The organism is Streptomyces sp. NPDC054932 (assembly GCF_053610205.1).
The window spans coordinates 1-23,315 of record NZ_JBSGXU010000128.1 but is presented as its reverse complement, the minus strand read 5'-3'; the positions used below and the strand labels follow the sequence as shown (position 1 = coordinate 23,315).

Here is a 23,315-nt window from a genome sequence, read left to right as displayed (position 1 = left end):
GGTCCCGCAGCGTGCGGGGCCGGGCCCGGCGTCGACAGGCGCAGCGTCAGCCGGACAGGCGCACCGGCATGATCAGGTACTTGTAGGCCTCGTCCGCCTCCGCGTCGATCGCCGGGCGACCGCTGAGCAGTGCGGGCTTGGTGGACGTGGTGAAGCTGAGCTGGGCCACCGGGGAGGCGATCGCGCTCAGGCCGTCCAGCAGGAAGGTCGGGTTGAAGGCGATCGAGATGTCGTCGCCGTCCAGCTGGGCGTCGACCCTTTCCACAGCCTGTGCGTCGTCGGAGGAGCCGGCCTCCAGGATCAGCACGCCCTTCTCGAAGCTGAGGCGGACCGGGGTGTTGCGCTCGGCCACCAGGGCCACGCGCTTGACGGCCTCGACGAAGGGCGCGGTCTCGATCACGGCGATCGAGTTGAACTCCGTCGGGAACAGCGTCCGGTACTTGGGCAGGTCGCCCTCGAGCAGCCGGGTGGTGGTGCGGCGGCCGGCGCCCTCGAAACCGATCAGGCCCTCGCCGGCACCGGATCCGGAGAGCGCCAGAGTGACCGTGTCACCGCTGGTCAGCGAGTTGGCGATCTCCTGGAGCGTCTTGGCGGGCACCAGGGCCACGGCAGACGCGTCCGGGTTCTCCGGCTTCCACAGGAACTCGCGGACCGCGAAGCGGTAGCGGTCGGTGGAGGCCAGGGTGACGCGGTCGCCCTCGATCTCGATGCGGACGCCGGTGAGCACGGGCAGCGTGTCGTCACGGCCGGCGGCGGTGGCCACCTGCTTGGCGGCGGAGGCGAAGACCTCGCCGGCCACGGTGCCGGTCGCGGTCGGCATCTGCGGCAGCGCCGGGTACTCCTCCACAGGCAGGGTGTGGAGTGTGAATCGCGAGGAGCCGCAGACCACGGTCGCCCGTACACCGTCTGTGGAAATCTCCACCGGCCGGTTGGGGAGGGCGCGGCAGATGTCGGCGAGCAGCCGGCCGGAGACCAGGACGGTGCCGTCCTCCTCGACGTCGGCCTCGACGGAGACGCGGGCCGAGACCTCGTAGTCGAAGCCGGAGAGGCTCAGCGTGCCCTCCTCGGCCTTCAGCAGCAGGCCCGCGAGAACGGGCACCGGCGGCCGGGCCGGGAGGCTACGGGCGGCCCAGGCCACCGCCTCCGCGAGTACGTCGCGCTCCACCCGGATCTTCACCGGAACCGCCTCCTGCTGTTGCTCGCTCGTCTGCCGGCCTTCGTCGTCGGCTCGTCGATGCCTCGACCGATGCCGGGGACCAGTCTGACGTACGGCGCCGACAGTCGGTGCGGCCGGCGGTCAAGTCGGGAGCGAGGCGTCGGGGCGGGCGATCGACGAGTTGTGCACAGGACCCGCTTGAAAACCGAAACCGGCCTAACTCTCTATGGGGGTAGTAGTAGGGCCTGTGGAAACGGTGGATAAGCCCGTTCTCGCAGGTCAACCCCGGTTTTTTATCCACCGACCCTGTGGGTGACACCGGTGGACAACCCCGTGTCTCTGTGGAGAACGAAAAGTTCTGCACAGGCTGTCCCCAGGTGACCCCGATTACTCCACAGGTGCGTCCCCAGCTTTCCCCCGGTACTCCACAACCCAAACGTCTACATCCGTGTGACCGCTTTCACTCCGGGTGGTGAGAGGGGGTGGTGTGTTGCCGAACAGTGGACAAGGGTGTGGAGAAGGCCTCGCATCCTGTGCACAGGACGTGGAAACCTGTGGGCCGACGGTGGACAACGCCGTGGACAGGGCTGTGGACGAAATATTTGTCCACAGCCTGTGGATGGCGTTTGTGCACAAATCCACAGGCGCCTGACCTGCCCTGATGGAGACTCACCCCGCACCCCTGTGGACAGATTGTGGGTGACGCGGCCCGTCCCCAGGGTGTGGACGGAAGAAAGTCTCCCAATCTGTGGATGAGTTGCTCTGCAGGGGGCGTATTCGAACAGGTCAGGGGCGCGCGAACGACGAAGGGCGCCCCCGTTGTGGACCGGGAGCGCCCTCTGGATGCGTTTGAAAGAGCCCTGGAGCGACCACGCAGCGACCCCGAAGCGGGGCCAGGGGCGTCCTGGGAGACCGCGCTCAGGCGTTCTTGATGCGGTTGGTGAGCTCGGTGACCTGGTTGTAGATGGACCGGCGTTCGGCCATCAGAGCGCGGATCTTGCGGTCGGCGTGCATCACGGTCGTGTGGTCGCGGCCGCCGAACTGCGCCCCGATCTTGGGCAGCGACAGGTCCGTGAGCTCCCGGCACAGGTACATGGCGATCTGCCGGGCGGTGACCAGGACCCGGCTGCGCGAGGAACCGCACAGATCGTCCACGGTCAGGCCGAAGTAGTCGGCGGTGGCCGCCATGATGTCGGAGGCCGTGATCTCGGGTGCGCTGTCCTCGCCGCCCGGAATCAGGTTCTTCAGGACGTCCTCGGTGAGGCCCAGGTCGACGGGCTGCCGGTTGAGGCTCGCGAAGGCCGTGACCCGGATCAGCGCCCCCTCCAGCTCGCGGATGTTGCGCGAGATGCGGGAGGCGATGAACTCCAGTACCTCCGGCGGGGCGTTGAGCTGTTCCTGGACCGCCTTCTTGCGCAGGATCGCGATGCGCGTCTCCAGCTCGGGCGGCTGGACGTCGGTGATCAGGCCCCACTCGAAGCGGTTGCGGAGCCGGTCCTCCAGGGTGACGAGCTGCTTGGGCGGCCGGTCGGAGGAGAGCACGATCTGCTTGTTGGCGTTGTGGAGCGTGTTGAAGGTGTGGAAGAACTCCTCCTGCGTCGACTCCTTGCTCGCGAGGAACTGGATGTCGTCGACGAGCAGGATGTCCATCTCGCGGTAGCGCTTGCGGAACGCGTCGCCCTTGCCGTCGCGGATGGAGTTGATGAACTCGTTGGTGAACTCCTCGGAGCTCACGTACCGCACCCGGGTGCCGGGATAGAGGCTCCGCGCGTAGTGCCCGATGGCGTGCAGCAGGTGCGTCTTGCCGAGGCCCGACTCCCCATAGACGAAGAGGGGGTTGTAGGCCTTCGCGGGCGCCTCGGCGACGGCCACCGCGGCCGCGTGCGCGAAGCGGTTGGAGGCGCCGATGACGAAGGTGTCGAAGAGGTACTTGGGGTTCAGCCGGGCGGTCGGCTCCAGCGGGCCCGAGGTGGAGCCGCCGGACGGGGCCGGGGGCGCCGCGGGCCGGCCGGGGGCCTGGCGCGGCGCGGGCTGCTCGTACTGCTGGGGCTCGTACGACTGCTGCTCGTACTGATGGGACTGGTGCTGCTGCTGGGACTCGTACGGGGACTGCTCGTACTTCTGCTGCTCGTAGGAGCCCTGGTCGTAACCGGAGGGCTCGGGCTGCTGGAGGTACCCCGGCTGCGGGGAGGCGTACGGGTCGCGCTCGGGGAAACCACCGAGGCGCGGCTGCTGCCAGCCGTAGTCGTCCTGCTGGCCGCCGCGGGGCCAGGCCCCGGGCTCGGGCCGCTGCTGCTGGTAGTCCGGGTAGGCGGGGCGGGCCGTGGGGCCCTGGTCGTCGCCGGGGCGCTGGCCGCCGTACGGCTCGTAGCCGCCCTGCTGCTGGACGGGCGGGGCGGGGGGCGCGGGCTCGCCGGCGGAGTCGTCCACGGTGATGGCGATCCGGATGGGGCGGCCGCACTCCCGGCTCAGCGCGTCACTGATCAGCGGGGCGAGGCGCCCCTCGAGGACGCGCTTGCCCCACTCATTGGGGACGGCGAGCAGTGCGGTGTCGGCGACGAGTGCCAGGGGCTGACACCGCTCGACCCACTGCTTGTCCTTGGGTTCGATCCCCGGCTGTCCCTCCCCGAGGAGCTTCTCGAGCACCCTTGGCCACACTGCGGCAAGATCGGCAGGTACGTCAGCCACAGAGCACGCTCTCTCACAGGGGTCCCACGAATGTGTGGTTCTTTGGGACGGTCGGGACAAAAAATCCGGGGTCAGGCAACGGTAGTCAGGCCAACGGGTACGGTTCAAGTCGTTGTCCACAGCCTGTGCACAGTGTGGGGCCACGTCGGCTCGGTTTGACCGGATGGCGTAGCCGCGCGTACCGTAACGAGGTCGAGTTGTCGATGGCTGCTGCCGCCTGCCTACCGATGGGCGAAGGTCACTGATAGTGATCATTTAGCGGTGCCACTCGGGCGAACACGCGAGTTTCCTCGTGGGCGCACGGTGACAGCCAGGCGATGTCCCGCCACAACGATTCATTCTCTGGAGCCCCCGAGTGAGCAAGCGCACCTTCCAGCCGAACAACCGCCGTCGTGCCAAGACCCACGGCTTCCGCCTGCGGATGCGTACCCGTGCCGGTCGCGCGATCCTCGCGAACCGTCGTGGCAAGGGCCGCGCCGCCCTTTCCGCGTAACCACACGCAGGTCGTGACGTCGTGCTGTCTCCCGAGAATCGGCTGAGGCGGCGCGAGGACTTCGCGAGCGCGGTACGCCGAGGTCGCCGGGCTGGTCGCCCGCTCCTCGTCGTCCATCTACGTACAAGCGGTGCAACGGACCCGCACGAGTCGGGGGAGATCGATCCCTCGTCGCGTGCGGGTTTCGTCGTCAGCAAGGCTGTCGGCAATGCCGTCATACGTAACCGGGTGAAGCGCCGTCTGCGCCATCTGGTCCGCGAGCGGCTGTCTCAGCTGCCCGCCGGTAGCCTGGTGGTGGTACGAGCGTTGCCCGGAGCGGGCGATGCCGGCCCCGACGAGCTGGCCCGGGACCTGGATGCCGCTCTGGTGCGGCTCCTGGGAGGCGTGGCTCGATGAAGTACCCGCTGCTCGCTTTGATCAAGCTGTACCAGTGGACGATCAGTCCGCTGCTCGGGCCGGTGTGCCGCTACTACCCGTCGTGTTCGCACTACGGGTACACGGCCATCGACCGGCATGGTGCGGTGAAGGGGACGGTTCTGACCGCCTGGCGGATCCTGCGGTGCAATCCGTGGTCCCCGGGTGGTGTGGACCATGTCCCACCCCGTAAACGCCCGCGTTGGCACGAGCAGCTGCGCAGTGCGTTGCGTAGATCTCGCAATGCTCAAGGAGCCTGATTAGTGGACACGATTGCCAGTCTGTTCAGCTTTATCACTTACCCCGTCTCGTGGATCATCGTCCAGTTCCACTCGATGTACGGGGCGATCTTCGGTGAGTCGAGTGGGTGGGCCTGGGGCCTGTCCATCGTGTCCCTAGTGATCTTGATCCGTATCTGCCTGATCCCGCTCTTCGTGAAGCAGATCAAGGCGACGCGGGGCATGCAGGCGCTCCAGCCGAAGATGAAGGCGATCCAGGAGCGCTACAAGAACGACAAGCAGCGTCAGTCCGAAGAGATGATGAAGCTGTACAAGGAGACGGGTACCAACCCGCTCTCCTCGTGCCTGCCCATCCTGGCGCAGTCCCCGTTCTTCTTCGCCCTGTACCACGTGCTGTCGAACATCGCCGATGGCAAGCCGGTCGGCGCGATGGACCAGCAGCTGGTCGACAGCGCCCGTGCGGCCAAGATCTTCGGTGCGCCCATCGCCGCGAAGTTCATGGACAGCCCGGAGAAGGTCGCCGCCCTCGGTGCCACCCTGACGGACGTCCGGATCGTGACCGCCGTCATGATCATCATGATGTCGCTGTCGCAGTTCTACACCCAGCGTCAGCTGATGCAGAAGAACGTCGACCTCTCGGTCAAGACGCCGTTCATGCAGCAGCAGAAGATGCTGATGTACATCTTCCCGGTGATCTTCGCGGTCATGGGCATCAACTTCCCCGTCGGTGTTCTCGTCTACTGGCTGACCACGAACGTGTGGACCATGGGTCAGCAGATGTACGTGATCAACCAGAACCCGACGCCGGGCAGCAAGGCGCAGGACCAGTACCTGACCCGCCTGCTGAAGCAGATCGGCTCGCGCGGCGAGCTCAAGGGCCGGGGCAGGAAGCGGGTCGTCGCGGCGATCGTCGCCAAGGGCCCGGACCGCAACGACAACGAGCGCAAGTTCATCGCCGCCCTCACCAAGCAGGGCATGGCCGCGCAGCCCGACGGCTCCGTGATCAAGAGTGTCGAGGCCACGGCAGACTCGGATGCGGCGAGTGGCGGTGCCGCGAAGCGGCAGCAGCCGAAGCGCCAGTCGAAGTCGCAGCGTCAGACCCCCAGCAAGCCCGCTCCCAAGAAGTAAGAAGGAGTCCCTCCCGTGACGGAAGGCACCACCACCGCCGCCGCTGAGAGTGGCGACACCCTGACCCGCCTCGAGCAGGAGGGTGAGATCGCGGCCGACTACCTCGAGGGTCTGCTGGACATCGCCGACCTGGACGGCGACATCGACATGGACGTCGAGGCCGACCGGGCCGCGGTGTCGATCGTCAGTGACTCGGCCAGCCGTGATCTGCAGAAGCTCGTGGGCCGCGACGGTGAGGTTCTGGAGGCTCTGCAGGAGCTGACCCGCCTCGCCGTGCACCGGGAGACCGGGGACCGCAGCCGGCTGATGCTGGACATCGCGGGGTTCCGCGCGAAGAAGCGCGAGGAGCTGGCGGCGCTGGGCGCCCAGGCCGCGGCGGACGTGAAGGCGTCCGGCGAGCCGATGAAGCTGGCCCCGATGACCCCGTTCGAGCGAAAGGTCGTCCACGACGCCGTGGCGGCCGCCGGTCTGCGGAGCGAGTCCGAGGGCGAGGAGCCGCAGCGCTTCGTCGTTGTGCTCCCGGCCTGATCGCCGGCGAGAGTTGTTCGGCCCCGTCTGTGTCGCAGGCGGGGCCGATGTTTGTCAGCCTGGCCTGACAGGTGAACGACGCCTCATCTTGAAGACGTGGTTCTCAGAACCATGCGGTACGGAAGGACGGTCCCCGTGACGGAGGCAGCTGAGCTTCCCCCGGCGCCTGAAGAGGCGCGCGCGGTGTTCGGTGAATTTTTCCCGGAAGCTGTGCGGTACGCGGAGTTGCTGGCGGACGCGGGAGTCAAGCGGGGCCTGATCGGGCCGCGTGAGGTGCCGCGCCTGTGGGAGCGGCACCTGCTGAACTGCGCTGTGCTGTCGGAGGTCGTGCCCAAGGGCGTCACCGTGTGCGACGTGGGCTCGGGCGCGGGTCTGCCCGGAATCCCGCTCGCTCTGGTGCGGCGGGATCTGAAGATCACGCTGCTCGAGCCGCTGCTGCGGCGGACGACCTTCCTCCAGGAGGCCGTGGAGCTGCTGGGGCTGGACCACGTCACGGTGATGCGCGGGCGGGCCGAGGAGGTCCTGGGCAAGCTGCAGCCGGTGCACGTGGTGACGGCACGAGCGGTGGCTCCGCTGGACCGGCTGGCCGGCTGGGGCGTGCCCCTGCTGCGTCCGTACGGCGAGATGCTGGCCCTGAAGGGCGACACCGCGGATGAGGAGCTGGTGTCGGCCAAGACGGCGCTGGCGAAGCTGGGTGTGGTGAAGACCTCGGTGCTGCACGTGGGCGAGGGTCTGGTGGATCCGCTGTCCACGGTGGTGCGGGTCGAGGTCGGAGAGAGCCCCGGTGGGGTGAGGTTCGCGGCCAAGCGGGCTAAGGCGGCCCGGGTGGGACGCGCGCGTCGGCGCCGCTGAGGCGTCGCTGATTCTCTGATGTATCGCTGATGCCAGGGGCCCGCACGGAGATTTCATCCGTGTTGGGCCCTATAGGTATGGATTTCGGAGTGTCGTAGCGGGCTGGAGACTCCCTCCGGGCATCGTGTTTCACGTGAAACGTCGCTCTCTGCTGCACGGAATCATCAGCCGCGGTCGTGCGGCTGCCTCCCCCCTTCACCGCAAGGACGGAAGGGGGACGGAGTTGTCCACATCGGTGGATTCATCCACAGGAGTACGGGCCCCGCTGGTTCGCGAGCCGGGTGACATGGCAGGCTCTGTTCATCGCGAGCCTGATGTCGAGGAGAGTGACACCGTGCGGTCCGACGCCAACCTCGCGGGGCCGATGGCCGATCCGGTCCCCGGTCCCCGCTCTGAATCGGCGGGAGACGATGTTTCACGTGAAACATCGCCTCCGCCCCTTGTAGACAACGACACCCCCATCGGCCGAGCTGCCCAGCAGGCGGTCGATGCGCTGGAGCGCGCCGGTGAGAGGTTGCCCCGGCCGAATCAGACCCGGATCATCGTGGTCGCCAACCAGAAGGGCGGCGTGGGCAAGACCACGACGACCGTGAACCTGGCGGCCTCGCTGGCCCTGCACGGCGCGCGGGTCCTCGTGGTCGACCTCGACCCGCAGGGCAACGCGTCCACGGCACTGGGTATCGACCACCACGCCGACGTGCCGTCCATCTATGACGTGCTCGTGGACAGCCGGCCCCTGATGGAGGTCGTCCAGCCGGTGGTGGACGTGGAAGGGCTCTTCTGTGCCCCGGCCACGATCGACCTGGCGGGTGCCGAGATCGAGCTGGTGTCGCTCGTGGCGCGGGAGAGCCGCCTCCAGCGCGCGATCCAGGCGTACGACCAGCCCCTCGACTACATCCTGATCGACTGCCCGCCCTCGCTCGGGCTGCTGACGGTGAACGCCCTGGTGGCCGGCGCCGAGGTGCTGATCCCGATCCAGTGCGAGTACTACGCACTGGAGGGCCTGGGCCAGCTCCTGCGCAATGTCGATCTGGTGCGGGCCCACCTCAACCCGACGCTCCATGTGTCGACCATCCTGCTGACGATGTACGACGGCAGGACCCGGCTGGCCTCACAGGTGGCGGAGGAGGTGCGCAGCCACTTCGGCAAGGAGGTGCTGCGGACGAGCATCCCCCGATCGGTGCGTATTTCCGAGGCACCGAGCTACGGGCAGACGGTGCTCACGTACGACCCGGGTTCCAGTGGTTCCCTCTCCTATCTGGAGGCAGCGCGAGAGATCGCGTATCGGGGGGTCGGAATGCAGTACGACGCTCGGCACGCCCATCTGGGCCCGGGTATGAACAGCACGCAGAGTATGGCGGAGGGGATCCAGTGAGTGAGCGACGTAGGGGTCTGGGGCGGGGGCTCGGTGCGCTGATCCCCGCAGCTCCGCAGGAGAAGACGCCGCCGGTGATCAGTGCCGGGTCGGCGTCCCCGTCGGCGGTGCCGGCACTGGCCTCGGAGCGGGGGATCGCGGCGGCGAAGCTTGCTTCGCTCGTGCAGGCAGATGTTTCACGTGAAACATCGCTCGCGGTCGTCCCGGCGGCCGAGCCGGATCCGGAGCCCGAGGCCGAGACCAATGTGGTGGCGGGAGCGACGTTCGCGGAGCTTCCGATGGACGCGATCACGCCGAACCCGCGCCAGCCGCGCGACGTGTTCGACGAGGACGCGCTCGCCGAGCTGGTGACCTCCATCCAGGAGGTGGGCCTGCTCCAGCCGGTGGTGGTGCGGCAGTCGGCTCCCGGCCGCTACGAGCTGATCATGGGTGAGCGGCGCTGGCGTGCCTGCCGGGAGGCCGGGCTGGAGGCCATTCCGGCGATCATCCGGGCGACGGACGACGAGAAGCTGCTGCTGGACGCGCTCCTGGAGAACCTGCACCGGGCTCAGCTGAACCCGCTGGAGGAGGCCGCGGCCTACGACCAGCTGCTCAAGGACTTCAACTGCACCCACGATCAGCTGGCCGACCGGATCGGGCGCTCGCGCCCCCAGGTATCGAACACGCTGCGGCTGCTCAAGCTGTCCCCGTCGGTGCAGCGCCGGGTGGCCGCGGGCGTGCTGTCTGCAGGCCATGCGCGGGCGCTGCTCTCGGTGGAGGACTCCGAGGAGCAGGACCGGCTGGCCCACCGGATCGTGGCCGAGGGCCTGTCGGTGCGCGCGGTCGAGGAGATCGTGACGCTGATGGCCGCGGAGCCGTCGAGCGCGGTGAAGCCGAAGGGTCCGCGTGCCGGTGCCCGGGTGGCTCCGGCGCTCAGTGAGCTGGCGACCCGGCTGTCGGACCGGTTCGAGACGCGGGTCAAGGTGGACCTGGGCCAGAAGAAGGGCAAGATCACCGTCGAGTTCGCCTCGATGGAGGATCTGGAGAGGATTCTGGGCACGCTGGCACCGGGCGAGGGCCGGGTACTGGAGCAGGGTCTTTCCGGGGAGTGATTCCGGGGCCGCCGAGGGGCGGATCGCGGCGGTGCGAACCGCTGTGGTCCGCCCCTCTGCTTTGCTGTCGAAGAACGCGGGACCAGTGGATACGATGCGGACATGGGTCGTCGGCTGGTACCGCTCACGCTGGACAACCTCCAGGACCTACCCCGTCGTTGCCGGTCCTGTGTGTTCTGGGAACTGGACCCGGTCAGCGGTGATGCCGCGGTGAAGGCGGGTACTCCGGCGCTGGAGAAGGAGGCGTGGATCTCCGCCGTCCTGCTGGAGTGGGGATCCTGCGGCCGGGTGGTCTATGTGGACGAGGTTCCGGTGGGCTTCGTCCTGTACGCGCCGCCGGCGTATGTGCCGCGGGCCACCGCTTTTCCGACCAGCCCGGTCTCGCCCGATGCCGTGCAGCTGATCACCGCGTGGATCATGCCGGGGTATCAGGGGCAGGGTCTGGGGCGGGTCATGGTGCAGACGGTGGCGAAGGACCTGCTGCGGCGGGGCTTCCGGGCGATCGAGGCGTTCGGGGATGCGCACTGGGAGGGTCCGGCGTGTCTGCTGCCGGCGGACCATCTGCTGGCGGTGGGCTTCAAGACGGTACGGCCGCATCCGGTGCATCCGCGGTTGCGGCTGGAGCTGAGGTCGACGCTGTCCTGGAAGGAAGACGTGGAGCTGGCGCTGGACCGGTTGCTGGGCGCGGCCCGCAAGGAGCCGGCGCTGAGGCCGTTGTGAGCGCGAGACGTGAAACGGGCCGCCCCCTGCCGGGGGCGGCCCGTTTCACGTGAAACATCGATCGCGTCAGGCGGTCTCGACCTTAACGAAGTCCGCGAGGTCGCGCAGGATGGCGGCCTTCGGCTTGGCGCCGACGATGGTCTTGGCGACCTCGCCGCCCTGGTAGACGTTCAGCGTCGGGATGGACATGACGCCGTACTTGGCGGCCGTGTCCGGGTTCTCGTCGATGTTGAGCTTGACGATCTCGATCTGGTCGCCGTACTCGGCGGCGATGGCCTCGAGGGACGGCGCGATCTGGCGGCACGGTCCGCACCAGGCGGCCCAGAAGTCCACCAGTACGGGCTTGTCGCTCCTGAGGACCTCGGCGTCGAAGTCAGCGTCGGTCACATTCCTGAGGGTGCCGGCCACAGCGGCCTCCTTCTTCTTTCCTGCGGGGTGTGGGGTGGGGCGGTGGGGGTCAGACCGGTCAGACCGCTGCGTGGGCCTTCTCGGCGTCCGCGAGGGCGGCGAGGAAGCGCTCGGCGTCGAGGGCGGCGGAGCAGCCGGTGCCCGCTGCGGTGATGGCCTGACGGTACGTGTGGTCCACGACGTCGCCGGCGCCGAACACGCCGGTGACGCTGGTCCGGGTGGAGGGGGCGTCGACCTTGAGGTAGCCCTCCTCGTCGAGGTCCAGCTGGTCCTTGAACAGCTCGGTGCGCGGGTCGTGGCCGACGGCGATGAAGAGGCCGGTCACGGGCAGCTCGGAGGTCTCACCGGTCTTGGTGTTGCGCAGGGTGAGGCTGGAGAGCTTCTGCTCGCCGTGGATCTCGGCGACCTCGCTGTCCCAGGCGAACTTGATCTTCGGGTCGGCGAAGGCGCGGTCCTGCATGGCCTTCGAGGCGCGCAGGCTGTCGCGACGGTGGACGATCGTGACGGACTTGGCGAACCGGGAGAGGAAGGTGGCTTCCTCGATCGCGGTGTCACCGCCGCCGACGACGGCGATGTCGTGGTCCTTGAAGAAGAACCCGTCACAGGTGGCGCACCAGGAGACACCGCGGCCGGAGAGGGCGTCCTCGTTGGGCAGGCCGAGCTTGCGGTGCTGGGAGCCGGTGGTGACGATGACGGCCTTGGCGCGGTGCACGGTGCCGGCGGTGTCGGTGACGGTCTTGATCTCACCGCTGAGGTCCACGGACACGACATCGTCCGGGACCAGCTCGGCGCCGAAGCGCTCGGCCTGACCGCGCATGTTGTCCATGAGGTCGGGACCCATGATGCCGTCCTGGAAGCCCGGGAAGTTCTCCACCTCGGTGGTGTTCATCAGGGCGCCACCCGCGGTGACGGCGCCTTCGAAGACCAGAGGCTTGAGCGAAGCGCGTGCGGTGTACAGGGCGGCGGTGTAACCGGCCGGCCCGGAGCCGATGATGATCACGTTTCGGACGTCGCTCACGGGTTTCTTCCTCGTCTCTGCGGACTGCGTACTGCCTACCGGGGGCCGGTGCGGACTCTCACCCCACCCAACGGATCCTACGGCGCATGCATTCCCCGCCCGTCCCACTACGGCCCTGAACGCCCCGGCTATCGGGGATAGGTACGCGTCAGGAGGACCTTTCCGGGGCCCGCCGAGGGGGTCTGCTCGCACGCGGTGTCGACCAAGTAGGCGTCCACGCGCGCGGAGTCGCCCGGGTGCGGCAGGACGAGGAGGTGGACGGCAGTGCCCTGGTAGCTGCCGCGTTCGGCGGCGAGCGGCGCGTCGGGGCGGCCGGTGGCCTCCTGGACGCAGGCGGGGACGGGCGACGCTGCCCGCTTGTCGCCGGGGGCGACCCCGGGGGCGGGGCTGTTGTTCTCCAGCCCGAGGGTCTTGTTCTGCTCTCCGGGATCGGTCTTGGCGGCCTCGCCCGCCGCGAGGAGCTGACGGACGCTGTCCTGGAGCCCCTGAGCGGTGTAGTTGCCGTCGGCGGCGGCGCCGATGGACGGCTGCGCGGCGGAGTTCGATGCCTCACCGCTGGTGGCGGTGTCGTGGTTCGGCGTGCTCGTGAAGTCGGCGAACAGGAAGAAGGCGAGGGCGCAGGCCGCGGCTCCGGCCAGCCCCGCGAGGGCGGCGAACCGACGGCGCGCGCGGCGCCGCCCGGGGCCGGTTGGGCCGGTCGGGTGACCGCCGGGCGACGTTTCACGTGAAACATCGCGGCTCGGTGTACGCGGCCGGTCGGCCGGAGCGGCCTGGGCCCGCGGCTGGGTGGCGTCGAGGAGGGCCTCCGCGGCGAGGGCCGCGTCGATGCGGCCGGCGATGTCGCCGGGCATCCGGGCCGGGCCGGGGAGGGTGCCGAGGAGGGAGCGGATCTCCTCCAGGGAGTCGCGGACATCGGCGCACAGAGAGCACTCGCCGAGGTGTCGGCGGACCTCGGCGGTACGGGCCGGGGAGAGGAGCCCTTCGGTCAGGTCGGAGATCTCCGAGACGTCCGGGTGCCGGATCGTGCCGGTCGTGCCGGTTGTGGGGCTCACGGTCGTCCACCTCCGCCCTTCACAGCGTCTGGGTCTGAATGCCTGGGTTCTGCCGCTGGTGGGACGGGTGGGCCCGGCGTCCGGTTCCTTCCCCGCTCGGTGGCGGTGTTATCCCCGGCATTCGTGCGCAGATGAGTGAGGAGGGGGACGAGTTTCGCCCGGCCGCGCGCGCACCGGCTCTTCACGGTGCCGGTGGGGACGTCGAGGATCCGGGCGGCCTCGGCGACGGGGTACCCCTGCATGTCGACGAGGACCAGCGCGGCCCGCTGATCGGCCGGGAGGGTGCTGAGAGCGGCCAGGAGCTGGCGATGGAGGTCCTCGCGCTCCGCGGGGGCCTCCGCGGACTCGTGGGGCTCCAGGAGGCGCTCCAGGCGCTCCGTGTCGTCGAGGGGCGCTGTCCTGCGGGAAGCGGCCTTGCGGGCGCGGTCCAGGCAGGCATTGACGGTGATGCGGTGCAGCCAGGTGGTGACGGCGGATTCCCCGCGGAAGGTGTGGGCGGCCCGGTAGGCGGAGACCAGAGCGTCCTGCACGGCGTCCGCGGCCTCCTCCCGGTCCCCGAGGGTCCGCAACGCCACGGCCCACAGCCGGTCGCGGTGCCGCCGCACGAGCTCACCGAAGGCGTCGGGATCGCCGGCGGCATGCAGCGCCAGCAGGTCCGCGTCGCTGGCGTCCTCGGCCTTCGTGTCGTGCATCACACCTCGCCTCCCCGGGGAGTACGGCTTGGGCTTGGGAACCACGAGGGTCCGCCGTGCCGGTGGCGCAGCGGACCCTGCGGGGTCGGACCGTCAGGAAGCCCGGCCGAGGATCTTGATCTCGTTGATGCCTCCGCGGTAGCCACCCTCGCCGTCGGAGGGCAGATCGGTGATGTGGATCAGCACATACCGCGTGCGGACCGGGCTTTCGAGGGTGGCCTCCAGCTTCTTCTGTGCGACTTCCAGCTTGGTGAGCTGCTGGGAGAAGGCGGAGAGCGATTTCGGATCGGAGGCTTGCTCGGTTGCGGCAAGCACCTGGACCTTCTGCCCGGCCACGTAGAAGTCCACGTCGAGACCGGTCACGTTCTGGACGCTGCCGAGGTCCACGACGATTCCGCTGCCGTCCTTGCGGCCCGGGAGGTTGCCGAGGTTCGAATAGCCCAGGTACTGCGGGGTCACCCAGCCGGGCTCCCCGCTGCCGTCGATGGTCTTCGAGGCGAGCTCGGGCTTGACCTGGTCGTCGCCGCCTATGGCGAGGACCCTGGCATGAGACAGCTTCAGCTGCTCGCCCGGCTCGCTCTTGGGGTTGTCGTCATCGGTGCCGGTCTTGGTGTTGTTGCTGGTGCCGCTGTTGCCCTTCTGGGCGCCGCGGCCCAGGAGGGTGTCGGCCAGCTGCCAGCTGCCCAGGCCGAGGGCGGCGATGAGCAGGGCGGCGACGCCCCACTTGAGGGCCCGGCCCGTACGGCTCTGCAGCGGGGGCGGCGGCGGGACGACGGGCCGGCTCTGGGCGGTGTTCAGGCCGGGCGGCGTGGGACGGCCGTAGTTCCCCTGCTGGTAGGTGGTGTGCTGGTACTCGGGGGGCGCGGTGAAGGCCGGCTCCGGCGGCCGGATGCGGGGCATCGCCGCCACGGCCTTGGCCAGCTCGTCGGGGGTGGTGCAGGCGGGTTCCTGACGGGAGGCGGTGGCCCCGTCGTTGGCGAGTGCGCGCATGGCGAGCTCGCCCAGGCCCCGGTGGACACCGGCGCGTACCTGGTCGGGGGCGATCAGGCCCACGCCCTTGGGCAGGCCGGTGAGGCCGTACGCGTCGCTCTCGTACGGCCAGCGCTGGGTGAGGGCGGCGTACAGGAGCGCGCCGATGGCTTCGGTGTCGGCACGCTGCGGGGTCTCGCTGGTGATGCCGCGCAGGGCGGCGTTCACGGCGAGGCCGCGGATGCGGTACTGGCCCGTGGAGGTGCGCAGTATGGCGCTGGGCGTCAGCCGCAGATGGGCGAGGCCTTCGCGGTGGGCGGCGGCCATCGCCTGGGAGACCTGGCTGACGAGCTGGTAGGCCTCGTGGGCCTCCAGCGGGCCCGAGGCGAGGAGTGCGGTGAGTTCGGTGGCGTCGGGCAGCCACTCGTGGACGACGTAGACGAGGTCGTTCTCCTCCACGGCGTCGAGGACCTGGACGAACCGTGGGTCGCCGAGCAGGGCGGAGGAGCGCGCGGCGGCCAGGACGGAGCGCGCCCGCGCGTGGTCGGCCGGCATCAGGTGGACGCCCACGGCCCGGCGCAGTTTCTCGTCCATCGCGCGCCAACTGCTGAATCCGTCCACACGGGTGACGCACTCTTCCAGCCGGTAGCGTCTGGCGAGCTTGTGTCCGCTGTGGAGTTCGGGTGCGGCCGCAGGGGCCGGGTTGGTGCGTTCGCCGTCCTTGTCGGGCATGGGTCCGTCCGCGGCTCGTCCGTTCTGGGTGTCCACCCCGTCGGACGTGGCCTGTGCCGCCTGAGCGGTCAGCGGCTCATTGCCGCTGTTGTCGGCCACGTCGACGGCAGCCGTGCTACGTTCCGCCACCGTCGTTCCTGCCTCCCCATCCGTTGCGCGCTGTAAGCCAGTCTGCGAAGCCATGCCAATTGTGCCCACAGTCCGACGCTAAGCACGACACACGAAAGGGGGCGACGGTTGTGCGCATCAGCGCCCCAAACGTCCGCGGACCATTCCGACCATCGCGTTGAGCTCTTCGATCCGCATCCGCTTGGCCGCGATGAGGAACACCACGGCCAGGGCGATTCCGCCCGCGAGGAGGGCGGCGGCGGAGCCGGTGACTCCGCTGCCCAGCCACTGGGTGACCCCGTACGCGGCCGCGCCGCCCACGGCGGCGGCCGGGACGCAGGCGCCGGTGAGACGGGCGTAGGTGCGCATGACGTGCGCGCCGTCGAGGTCGCCGCCGAGCCGGGCGCGCAGGCGGCGCCAGGCGACGCCGACGCCCACGGCGTAGCCGAGGCCGTAGGCGGCGGCCATGCCGACCACCGCCCACCGGGCGGGGAGCACGAAGAACGAGGCCGCGGAGACCGCCGCGTTGACGGCGGCGACGATCACGGTGTTGTAGAACGGCGTGCGGGTGTCCTCGTAGGCGTAGAAGCCGCGCAGGACCACGTACTGGATGGAGTACGGGATCAGTCCGAGGCCGAAGGCCATCAGGATGTAGCCGATGTTCTGGGCGCCCGAGCCCGAGCCCGCGTAGAGCAGGGTGGCCATCGGGACACCGAGGGCGAGGAACGCGAAGGCGCAGGGCACGATCGCGACGGCCGAGGTGCGCAGCCCGTAGGAGATGTCGTCGCGGACCGCGGCGGCGTCCCCGTCGTGGGCGGAGCGGGAGATGCGGGGCAGGACGGCCGTCATGACGGAGACGGTGATGATCGCCTGCGGCATCTGCCACAGCAGCAGCGCGTAGTTGTAGGCGGTGATGCCGGTACCGGAGTGGCCCTGCTTCTCGGCGACGGACCCGGCCCAGGTGGCGAGCTGGGTGACGACGACGAGGCCGATCTGGTTGGCGAGGACGAAGAAGAACGTCCACTTGGCCAGACGGGCGGCCTTGCCGAGGCCGTGGCCCCGCCAGTCGAACCGCAGGCGCGGCTTGAAGCCCGCGTCGCGCAGGTACGGAAGCATCGCGAGGGCCTGGACGGTGAGGCCGAGCAGGGTGCCCAGGCCCAGCAGGCGCACGCCCTCGGCGGTGACGGTGGTGGCGTTGACCCCGGAGGTGGTGAAGCCGCCGAAGGCCCAGATGAAGGCACCGAAGGTGGCGATGACCACGATGTTGTTGAGGACCGGGGTCCACATCATCGCGCCGAAGCGGCCGCGGGCGTTGAGGATCTGACCCAGGACCACGTGGACGCCCATGAAGAACATGGTGGGCAGGCAGTAGCGGGCGAAGGCGACCGCGACGTCCATCTGCTGGGGGTCGGAGGCGATCTTCGGCGACATCATCGTGATGAACACCGGTGCGGCCAGCACACAGATGGTGGTGATGCCGGCCAACAGCACCACGACGAGGGTCAGCAGCCGGTTGGCGTAGGCCTGCCCCCCGTCGCTGCCGTTCTTCATGGCCCGGACCAGCTGAGGGATGAAGACGGCGTTCAGCGCGCCGCCGCCGACCAGCACGTAGATCATCGTGGGCAGGGTGTTGGCGATCTGGTACGTGTCGTTGAAGGTGCCGACACCGATGGCACCGGCGATGACCAGGGTCCGCAGGAAGCCTGTGATGCGGGAGACGATCGTGCCCGCGGCCATCAGCGCGCTGGACTTCAGCAGGCTGGAGGCGCGCCCGGCGGGCTTGCTCGGGGCCGGCGCGGCCACGGGAGCTTCCTCGGCGGGGGTACGGGGCGCCGCCTCCTGGTCCCGGTACAGGTGCGCGAAGGCGTCGGGCTCGGACTGCTCGTCCGAGGCATTGGTGACGAGGGAGTCGACGCCGACGAACTGGGTGGTGGAGGCATGGTCGCCGTATGGCAGGTGGCGCGATGGACCGTCCGGCTCGGGCGGCGGGGTCTGGGCCCAGACGCGCGGGTCGGGAGAGTACGAGGGCGCGGCCGGCGCCGCGTAGAGCGGTCCGGGCTCCTGGTAGGTGCCGGGCGGCGGCGGCGGGTGCGCGGCGCGGTCGTAGAGCACCTCGGCGACGGGATCCTGGGCGGACAGGTCCTGGGACCGGTACGGGTCGTGGTCGTAGGCGTCCTGGACATACGGGTCACGGTCCGGCGCGGGCGCAGGCACGGGAACCTGCCCGGGCACCGGGGTGCCCGGGGCAGTGCCCTGGGAGGGCGCAGGCCCACCAGTGCCCTGCGCGCGGTCACCGTCGTACGGCGCGTTCATCGAAACCCCACCTCATCGTCCCCAGGCCGACCGGCCACGGCGTCAATCAACGGTCCACTGTCTCACTCGTGCCGGACCCGTCGGTGCTTTGCGGTCCGGTGTCCGGGGACTCGTCACTCGGCTGCGTGCTCTCCTCGGCGGCCGCGCGTGCCGCGACGCGCTTGCGGCTGGCGTACATCTTGATGCCTGCCAGGACCAGGAGGAGCACACCGCCGGCGATCACGAGCATGACGGTGGGCGTGATCTCGGTGGCCTCGACGGTGAACCTGCGTTCCTTGCCGTAGGGGATGCCGTCCTTCGTGTACAGCTGCGCCGTGACCTCGACGGGTCCGCTCGCCGTGGCGTTGGCGGTGAACTTGACCGTCTGGGTGTGGTCGCCCTGGACGGTGACCGGCTGCTCGCTGTCGCGGAACATCAGGCGGGTCGGGTTGGCGGACTTCACCCGCAGCACGAGGTCGTGGACGTCCTGGACCAGGCTGTTCTGCACGCTGACCGGGATGGTGGCGCTGTGTCCCGACAGGGTGGCGTCGGACTTGGGGACGACCTTGACCTTCTCGGTGAGACCGATCAGGTACTCCTGCACCTGGTCCCGGTAGAGGCGGGCCTCGTCGGGCCGCCCGCGCCAGGAGGTGGACATCTCCCGGTTGGTGGTGTTGCCGAAGGGGATCTCCACGCGGTCGGGCGCGGCGAGGATCACCTTGAAACGATCGAGGGTGTTCTGCGTGGTGCGGATCTTCTCGAAGGCCGAAACCGGCAGCTCCTGCTTGCGCAGGTCCTCGGGGTACTGGCCGGCGCCCGGCACCTGGGTGGTGGCTCCGGCGTCGGGCTTGGCGGCGGCCGCGGCCTCGAGGTCCCCTGGCTGCGTCCAGCGGCCCGCCTGGAGGCCGCGCAGGGCGGCGGCCATCGTCTGCACCTGGCTGACGCTGGGCGTCCGCTGCGGGGCGACGACGAAGCTGCGCTGCTCGTCGGTCTTCTGCAGGTTCAGGGCGAGGCTGTGGGCGAGGAAGCGCTGCACGGCGAGCGTGGAGGTCCCGGCGTTCAGCATGTCGCCCTCGAAGGCGGTGGACAGGTCGGCGTCGGCCACGACGGCGGTGGTGCCCGCGCCGATGGGCCGGGCGGCCGAGGGCGTGTAGCCGAGGGCTCCGCTCTCCACGAGGCTGTCGCTGCGGGTGAGGACGTTGTGGGCGCCCGCCGAGGTGGCGACGTTGACGATCGAGGGGTCGATGGCGCCGTTGACGGGCCAGGAGAAGTCGGTGGACGCAGGAACGTGCAGGACCGTCTCGACGGCCTGCTTCGCCTTGTCGGTGGCGGGGCGCAGCTGGCCCAGGGTGCCCGAGACGTCCTTGCCGTGGTGGGCGAGGGAGGCGAGGTCGGGGTCGGCGTACGGCAGGGCGACGACCTTCTTGCCCTGGACGGCGGCCTCCAGTGAGTTCAGCCACTGCTCGGCGACGGCCTTGTTCTTGCCCTGGACGGGCTTGCCACCCGGGGTGCGGACCCGGTAGCCCTTGGTCATCGCGTCGACCGTGTAGAGCAGGTCGGGATCGATGACCCAGGTGATCGGCAGGTCCTTGCCGAGGGTGACCATCTGTTCCAGGCGCCCGCCCGGCTCGAGCTCCTTGGCGAGGGAGTCGTCGAGGAAGACGGGGGTCTGGAGCTCGTCGGAGCCGGTCTCCGCCGTCACGCGGGTGGTGGAGATCAGCGGCCAGACGTAGGTGAGCTGGGAACGCTTGGCGGCGGCCTCCGGCTGCCAGGGCAGGAAGGTCCGCTTGATGCCCAGCACCTGCTCGGACGGCCGGCTGTCGGTCACCCCGGACAGGGAGACGCCGAGCTGGTAGATGCCGTCCTTGTCGAGCTCCAGCTTGTTCACCGGGATCGTGAGCGTGAAGGGCTGGCTGACCTTCGACGGCAGGGAGGCGATCTTCACCTGGTGGGCCGGGTCGATCTCCCCCGGGTCTGCGCCGGCCCGGAAACCGGTGCGCTCCGCGGCCTCGTCGACGGACGAGCGGTCCGCGAGGGCGGGCCCGACCCGCAGGCCGACGTGTGCGTCGGTGATCTTCTCGGGGCCGGTGTTGAGCACGGTGCCCTGGATGGTGAGGGTGTCGCCCTTGACCGGGGCCGTGGGGGCCATGGAGACCAGCTGGACATCCACGGACGAGGCCTGCGCGGCCTCCGCCCGGGGGGCGGGAGAGTAGATCAGCGCGGCCAGCACGGGCGTCCCGGCGAGCAGAACGATCGCGCGCCGCAGCCACCGGCGCCGGACAGGAGCGGGGGACGCCCCCTGGATGTCTGCCGCCTCGGCCACGCGCTAGCCCGTCCCTCGAAGTGTCAGTGGTCGTCTTTTCTGCGTCCACGCATGGTAACGAGGCCCGCTGTGTGCGAGTGCCGCGCCTTGCTCCACATGATCGGCTCAGGGCCGGGGCGGCGGTGTACCGGGGTGGCCGCAAAACGGGGCCGCCCCCGGCGGGCCGGGCACGTACCCTTTTCTGTTGTGCCGAACGCCAACGAAGACAACCCCAGTGCCCTGAGTCAGGTGCAGCTCCGCGCGGTCAGTGAACTGCTGCGGATCGCTCCTGTCGCCGACGAGCTCGGCCGCCGATTCCAGGAGGCGGGCTTCCGCCTCGCCCTGGTCGGTGGGTCCGTCCGCGACGCGCTGCTGGGGCGTCTCGGCAACGATCTCGACTTCACCACCGATGCCCGCCCCGAGGATGTTCTGAAGATCGTCCGGCCGTGGGCGGACTCGGTCTGGGACGTCGGTATCGCTTTCGGCACCGTCGGGGCGCAGAAGAGCGCCCGCGTCGGGGACGAGGTGCGGAACTTCCAGATCGAGGTGACGACGTACCGCTCGGAGGCCTACGACCGTACCTCGCGCAAGCCCGAGGTCTCCTACGGCGACTCGATCGACGAGGACCTGGTCCGGCGTGACTTCACGGTCAACGCCATGGCCCTGGCCCTGCCCGAGCAGGCGTTCATCGATCCGCACGGTGGTCTGGAGGACCTGGCCGCCGGGGTGCTGCGCACGCCCGGAACCCCGGAGGACTCCTTCTCCGACGATCCGCTGCGGATGCTGCGGGCGGCGCGGTTCGCCGCGCAGCTGGACTTCGAGGTCGCCCCGGAGGTCGTGGCGGCGATGAAGGCCATGTCCGAGCGGATCGAGATCGTTTCTGCGGAGCGCGTCCAGGGCGAGCTGAACAAGCTGATCCTGTCCGCCCACCCGCGCAAGGGTCTGGGGCTGCTGGTGGACACGGGGCTGGCCGACCGGGTGCTCCCCGAGCTGCCGGCGCTGCGGCTGGAGAGTGATGAGCACCACCGGCACAAGGACGTCTACGACCACTCGCTGATCGTGCTGGAGCAGGCGATCGCGCTCGAGGAGGACGGTCCGGACCTGGTCCTGCGGCTCGCGGCCCTGCTGCACGACATCGGTAAGCCCCGCACCCGCCGCTTCGAGAGCGACGGCCGGGTCTCCTTCCACCACCACGAGGTGGTGGGCGCGAAGATGACCAAGAAGCGGCTCACGGCGCTGAAGTACTCCAATGACATGATCAAGGACGTGTCCCGGCTGGTGGAGCTGCACCTGCGCTTCCACGGCTACGGCGACGGGGAGTGGACCGACTCCGCGGTGCGGCGCTACGTCCGTGACGCCGGTCCGCTGCTGGAGCGTCTGCACAAGCTGACCCGGTCCGACTGCACCACGCGCAACAAGCGCAAGGCCAACGCCCTCTCCCGGACCTACGACGGGCTGGAGGAGCGCATCGCGCAGCTGCAGGAGCAGGAGGAGCTGGACGCGATCCGGCCCGACCTGGACGGTAACGAGATCATGCAGGTGCTCGATGTGCGCCCGGGCCCGGTGATCGGCAAGGCCTACGCCTTCCTGCTGGAGCTGCGGCTGGAGAACGGCCCGATGGGGCGTGAAGCCGCTGTCGTCGCGCTGAAGGAGTGGTGGGCCGAGCAGGCCTGACCTACGGATGCCGGGGGCGATGTTTCACGTGAAACATCGCCCCCGGCATCGTCAGGGGTGATGTTTCACGTGAAACGTCGCTCCTGCCGGGCCAGGAGAAACGCGGTCGCCGCATAGAGCAGCGACACGATGAGGACCAGGATCACGGACCGCCCGTCGGGCGGGAGCATGAGGGAGGCCACCGCCGCCGCGCCGACGAATGCGACGTTGAACAGGACGTCGTAGACGGAGAAGACGCGACCGCGGTAGTCGTCGTCCACCCGGGACTGCACCTCGGTGTCCGTGGCGATCTTGGCGCCCTGCGTGGCGAGGCCGAGCACGAACGCGGCGACCAGCATCGGTCCCGGGGTGAAGGACAGGCCGAGGGCCGGTACGAGGACCGCCGCCCCCGCGGAGCAGGCGGTGATCCAGCCGAGGGGGCCCAGCCGGCCCACCAGCCAGGGGGTCACGACGGCGGCGGCGAAGAAGCCGGCCCCGGAGGCGCCGACGGCCACTCCCAGCAGGGCCAGACCGTCGGACTCGTTGTCCGACCAGGAGTAGCGGCAGAGCATCAGCAGCATGACGAACAGGGCCCCGTAGCAGAACCGCATCGCGGTCATCGCGGCCAGTGCCCGGGCCGCCTCGCGCCGGGAGGCGAGGTGCCGCAGGCCCTCGGCCATCCCCCGCACGGTGAGGACGACCCCTTCGGCGACCGAGGGGTGGGCCCGGCCGGCGGGGTGGTCCGGCCCGAGGAGGCCGATGGCCAGCTGCAGGGAGACCAGGGCCGCGGACAGGTAGAGCCCCGCCCCGAGGAGGACGACGAGGGCGTTGGAGTCGGAGGCCAGCAGACGGACGAGGAAGGCCAGCCCTCCGCCGGCCACCGCCGCGAGGGTTCCGGCGGTGGGGGAGAGCGCGTTCGCGGTGACCAGCTGATCCGGTCCGACGACGTGGGGCAGCGATGCGGCGAGCCCGGACAGTACGAAGCGGTTGACGGCCGTCACGGACAGCGCCGAGGCGTAGAACAACCAGTCGGGCACCTGCGCGACGATCAGCATCCCGGTGACGCAGGCGAGGAAGGCCCGCAGGAGATTGCCGTAGAGGAAGACCTGACGGCGGCGCCAGCGGTCGAGGAGCACCCCGGCGAAGGGGCCGATCACGGAGTACGGCAGCAGGAGTACCGCCATGGCGGAGGCGATGGCCGCCGGTGAGGTCTGCTTCTCGGGCGAGAAGATCACATAGGTGGCGAGGGCGACCTGGTAGACGCCGTCCGCGGCCTGGGAGAGCAGCCGTACGGCGAGCAGGTTGCGGAAATCCCTCAGGCGCAGGAGTACGCGCAGATCACGTACGACAGGCATGAGGGAAAGGGTCACATACGCGGAGGGTCCCCGGGCCCAATTCCCGGGGA

At 69.6% G+C, this 23,315-nt stretch carries 20 protein-coding genes; 10 read left to right on the top strand and 10 right to left on the bottom strand.

Translation table 11 applies throughout. The annotated features are described in order from the left end of the window. Window positions 1-46 precede the first annotated feature (46 nt). Together dnaN and dnaA are read right to left on the bottom strand one after the other, a co-directional pair. Entirely contained in the window at window positions 47-1,177 is a 1,131-nt protein-coding gene (gene dnaN / locus ACWGE1_RS28215) for a DNA polymerase III subunit beta (protein ID WP_030956769.1), read from the bottom strand. Window positions 1,178-2,074: 897 nt separating this feature from the next. Continuing rightward, window positions 2,075-3,844 (bottom strand): chromosomal replication initiator protein DnaA, encoded by a 1,770-nt coding sequence (dnaA, locus tag ACWGE1_RS28210; RefSeq protein WP_453423278.1) that lies wholly within the window; start codon window positions 3,842-3,844, stop codon window positions 2,075-2,077. Window positions 3,845-4,199: 355 nt separating this feature from the next. Here dnaA and rpmH point away from each other — a divergent pair, with 355 nt between their 5' ends. The 9 genes from rpmH (at window position 4,200) to ACWGE1_RS28165 (ending at window position 10,684) form a co-directional block, all read left to right on the top strand. Beyond that, window positions 4,200-4,337, top strand: a complete 138-nt coding sequence (gene rpmH, locus ACWGE1_RS28205) for a 50S ribosomal protein L34 (RefSeq protein ID WP_008741645.1) — start codon at window positions 4,200-4,202, stop codon at window positions 4,335-4,337. Between the two features lie 21 nt (window positions 4,338-4,358). Further along, on the top strand, window positions 4,359-4,733 hold the full coding sequence (rnpA, locus tag ACWGE1_RS28200) for a ribonuclease P protein component (RefSeq protein WP_078848045.1): 375 nt from the start codon (window positions 4,359-4,361) through the stop codon (window positions 4,731-4,733). Next, a complete protein-coding gene (gene yidD, locus ACWGE1_RS28195) occupies window positions 4,730-5,011 on the top strand; it encodes a membrane protein insertion efficiency factor YidD (RefSeq protein ID WP_075970728.1) in 282 nt (93 codons plus the stop codon). Before rnpA ends, yidD begins: the two co-directional genes overlap by 4 nt. A 3-nt stretch (window positions 5,012-5,014) precedes the next feature. Beyond that, window positions 5,015-6,118 (top strand): membrane protein insertase YidC, encoded by a 1,104-nt coding sequence (gene yidC / locus ACWGE1_RS28190; protein ID WP_453423277.1) that lies wholly within the window; start codon window positions 5,015-5,017, stop codon window positions 6,116-6,118. 15 nt (window positions 6,119-6,133) lie between these two features. Continuing rightward, window positions 6,134-6,646, top strand: a complete 513-nt coding sequence (locus tag ACWGE1_RS28185) for a Jag family protein (RefSeq protein WP_030707720.1) — start codon at window positions 6,134-6,136, stop codon at window positions 6,644-6,646. A gap of 135 nt (window positions 6,647-6,781) precedes the next feature. Further along, the gene (rsmG, locus tag ACWGE1_RS28180) at window positions 6,782-7,498 is read left to right on the top strand and encodes a 16S rRNA (guanine(527)-N(7))-methyltransferase RsmG (protein ID WP_453423276.1); all 717 of its coding nucleotides are present in this window, start codon (window positions 6,782-6,784) and stop codon (window positions 7,496-7,498) included. Window positions 7,499-7,784: 286 nt separating this feature from the next. After that, a complete protein-coding gene (locus ACWGE1_RS28175) occupies window positions 7,785-8,873 on the top strand; it encodes a ParA family protein (RefSeq protein ID WP_453423275.1) in 1,089 nt (362 codons plus the stop codon). Next, the gene (locus ACWGE1_RS28170; protein WP_453423274.1) at window positions 8,870-9,964 is read left to right on the top strand and encodes a ParB/RepB/Spo0J family partition protein; all 1,095 of its coding nucleotides are present in this window, start codon (window positions 8,870-8,872) and stop codon (window positions 9,962-9,964) included. Before ACWGE1_RS28175 ends, ACWGE1_RS28170 begins: the two co-directional genes overlap by 4 nt. Window positions 9,965-10,066: 102 nt before the next feature. After that, window positions 10,067-10,684, top strand: coding sequence for a GNAT family N-acetyltransferase (locus tag ACWGE1_RS28165; RefSeq protein WP_453423273.1), 618 nt, complete (start codon window positions 10,067-10,069; stop codon window positions 10,682-10,684). 66 nt (window positions 10,685-10,750) lie between these two features. Here the strand turns inward: ACWGE1_RS28165 and trxA are convergent, their stop codons facing one another. From trxA to ACWGE1_RS28130, 7 genes are all read right to left on the bottom strand, one after another. Continuing rightward, window positions 10,751-11,092 (bottom strand): thioredoxin, encoded by a 342-nt coding sequence (trxA, locus tag ACWGE1_RS28160; RefSeq protein ID WP_453423272.1) that lies wholly within the window; start codon window positions 11,090-11,092, stop codon window positions 10,751-10,753. Window positions 11,093-11,150: 58 nt separating this feature from the next. Further along, window positions 11,151-12,110: a thioredoxin-disulfide reductase gene (trxB, locus tag ACWGE1_RS28155; protein ID WP_453423271.1), complete on the bottom strand. Its 960-nt coding sequence runs from the start codon at window positions 12,108-12,110 to the stop codon at window positions 11,151-11,153. A 128-nt stretch (window positions 12,111-12,238) separates the two neighbouring features. Continuing rightward, window positions 12,239-13,162, bottom strand: coding sequence for an anti-sigma factor family protein (locus ACWGE1_RS28150; protein ID WP_453423270.1), 924 nt, complete (start codon window positions 13,160-13,162; stop codon window positions 12,239-12,241). Beyond that, on the bottom strand, window positions 13,159-13,854 hold the full coding sequence (gene sigM / locus ACWGE1_RS28145; protein ID WP_453423269.1) for an RNA polymerase sigma factor SigM: 696 nt from the start codon (window positions 13,852-13,854) through the stop codon (window positions 13,159-13,161). The genes ACWGE1_RS28150 and sigM overlap by 4 nt, the downstream gene beginning before the upstream one ends. Before the next feature lie 93 nt (window positions 13,855-13,947). Continuing rightward, entirely contained in the window at window positions 13,948-15,684 is a 1,737-nt protein-coding gene (locus tag ACWGE1_RS28140) for a protein kinase family protein (RefSeq protein ID WP_453423268.1), read from the bottom strand. A 117-nt stretch (window positions 15,685-15,801) separates the two neighbouring features. After that, window positions 15,802-17,976 (bottom strand): murein biosynthesis integral membrane protein MurJ, encoded by a 2,175-nt coding sequence (gene murJ, locus ACWGE1_RS28135; protein WP_453423267.1) that lies wholly within the window; start codon window positions 17,974-17,976, stop codon window positions 15,802-15,804. 46 nt (window positions 17,977-18,022) lie between these two features. Next, the gene (locus ACWGE1_RS28130) at window positions 18,023-20,278 is read right to left on the bottom strand and encodes a DUF6049 family protein (protein WP_453423266.1); all 2,256 of its coding nucleotides are present in this window, start codon (window positions 20,276-20,278) and stop codon (window positions 18,023-18,025) included. 186 nt (window positions 20,279-20,464) lie between these two features. Between ACWGE1_RS28130 and ACWGE1_RS28125 the strand changes: the two genes are divergently transcribed. Further along, window positions 20,465-21,931, top strand: coding sequence for a CCA tRNA nucleotidyltransferase (locus ACWGE1_RS28125; RefSeq protein WP_453423265.1), 1,467 nt, complete (start codon window positions 20,465-20,467; stop codon window positions 21,929-21,931). A 65-nt stretch (window positions 21,932-21,996) separates the two neighbouring features. On the opposite strand, the gene ACWGE1_RS28120 is transcribed toward ACWGE1_RS28125, so the two are convergent. Continuing rightward, a complete protein-coding gene (locus ACWGE1_RS28120) occupies window positions 21,997-23,265 on the bottom strand; it encodes an MFS transporter (RefSeq protein WP_453423264.1) in 1,269 nt (422 codons plus the stop codon). Between the last annotated feature and the right edge of the window lie 50 nt (window positions 23,266-23,315).